The organism is Vibrio sp. VP6 (genome assembly GCF_028823755.1).
Classification (GTDB): Bacteria; Pseudomonadota; Gammaproteobacteria; order Enterobacterales; family Vibrionaceae; genus Vibrio; species Vibrio parahaemolyticus.
Genome location: NZ_JAPEID010000130.1, coordinates 1 through 1540, shown reverse-complemented (window position 1 = coordinate 1540; position 1540 = coordinate 1). Strand labels below are relative to the sequence as shown.

Annotated in this window: 2 protein-coding genes; one reads left to right on the top strand and one right to left on the bottom strand. The window is 38.8% G+C overall.

All coding sequences use genetic code 11. From position 1 onward, the window contains the following. Nucleotides 1-457: 457 nt before the first annotated feature. Entirely contained in the window at nucleotides 458-679 is a 222-nt protein-coding gene (locus tag OU793_RS24420) for a hypothetical protein (protein WP_023624649.1), read from the bottom strand. A 309-nt stretch (nucleotides 680-988) separates the two neighbouring features. Here OU793_RS24420 and OU793_RS24415 point away from each other — a divergent pair, with 309 nt between their 5' ends. Continuing rightward, a complete protein-coding gene (locus tag OU793_RS24415; RefSeq protein ID WP_042761155.1) occupies nucleotides 989-1363 on the top strand; it encodes a hypothetical protein in 375 nt (124 codons plus the stop codon). The last annotated feature ends 177 nt before the right edge of the window (nucleotides 1364-1540 follow it).

Sequence of the window (1540 nt, the reverse complement as noted above, 5' to 3'; positions counted from 1 at the left end):
GCGCTTCATGAAGAAGCCTTGGTCTTGAATTCGCTCTACTCGATAAGACGGGATTCTGCTTTGCAGGATTTCATGCTTGTTCTCGTTGTCATACTCCAACAAACAGTCATGTCTTGATTGGCCGTGATGGCCAAGTTGTGATGAGCTGCTTTGATTGTGGCCGTTCTATTGATGTATGGCCAGAGGTTTGGGAAGGCATCAAGCAAGATGTCAAACCATACACTAATGTTGAATGATGTCCTTCCTTATTCATAAATATTTACTCGTAGCGGATGCGCCACGGCGTTGTCAGCTCGCTGGCAATGGGCAGAGAATTAGCCGTTTTTAAAACCACGAACATTTTTTATCTACATTAAATGGCCCGATAACATGTTTATGTTGTCGGGTTTTTCTTGTGGTTGTCATGACTGCCCATCTTTTGATTGCATAACGATCGCATATTTTGTAATGCAAAGATTTATGGGGCTTTCTTTGTCTTAAATTTTGTTGATGGGAAAAAATCAAGGCCTTGTAATATTCGCTCTCCAGTTTCTATTTCTGTTAACTCACGTTGAAATACTAGTTCGTCATAGCGGCGCTTTGTTTTCGCACGGTTTATGCTCTCTTCTTCATTTGATTTTTTAGCTGGTCGCAAGCTCATAATTGCTTCAACTGCTGTTTGGATATCGCATTCGTTCATATTTTATATCATTACCTTAAGCGATTTGGTGGAGGTCTTCTCTAGAGGAAATTCGACCAATAAACTACATTTAAACCCGTCTTGATATTGAGAAATTTTGCATAATGATTAATGTCTATGCGATAGAGGTAGACAGAGGACGGTACAGTTCTAACACGATACCAACATAATAGTTGTGGTTTTTGTGTACGCTCCCAGCTTTCAAATTTGTTGATATTGAATTTTTAATCCATGGCGAACATACATTATTACGAGTTGATGCAATTGGTAGAAACACAGAGATATCGACATCAAGAGTGGCGACTTTTGATGTGTAAAAAACTAGAAGCGCTGAGGGCTTATGTAGCAAAGCATTTGGGCGTTGAATCAGCTCGTTACAATGATGGTGAATATCGATATGTGGAACTTTTTGCTTCAGAGAATAAACTATTCCACATTAACAATGATGACATTGTTTCCATTGTTGGTAATTCATTGTTAATTAATGTGATAATGGTTATTGCTATTGAGTTTGATGGTGGCGTTGAGCCTTGTTCATGCTTACTTCAGGCGCGCTACTATCATGGTTCTGTGGAGTTTAAAGTCTCAGAAAATAAGAACCTCTGGACGACAAAAGAGGATGAGGTGACTGCTCAGATTATCAAAAAAATCAAGTTGTCACTGTCTTACAACCCATTAAGATAAATAGCTCACTCCTGTTCGTAAAATTTTTCGAGTAAACATTAGTCTTATGTCGTCTGTAGAATTGATGTGTATTCAGTCGGGTGATTGTTCTTCCGCAGTGACACTGATGTCCTTTGTTTATTCTTGGGATTCTGCTTTCAAGTTTGGGATCAGTAATCATAGGTTTCTTCTCATTTA

What these genes read in the sequence shown, in the direction of transcription:
- OU793_RS24420 (WP_023624649.1), bottom strand. Translation starts at nt 679, where the DNA reads ATGAACGAATGCGATATCCAAACAGCAGTTGAAGCAATTATGAGCTTG.
- OU793_RS24415 (WP_042761155.1), top strand. Translation starts at nt 989, where the DNA reads ATGTGTAAAAAACTAGAAGCGCTGAGGGCTTATGTAGCAAAGCATTTG.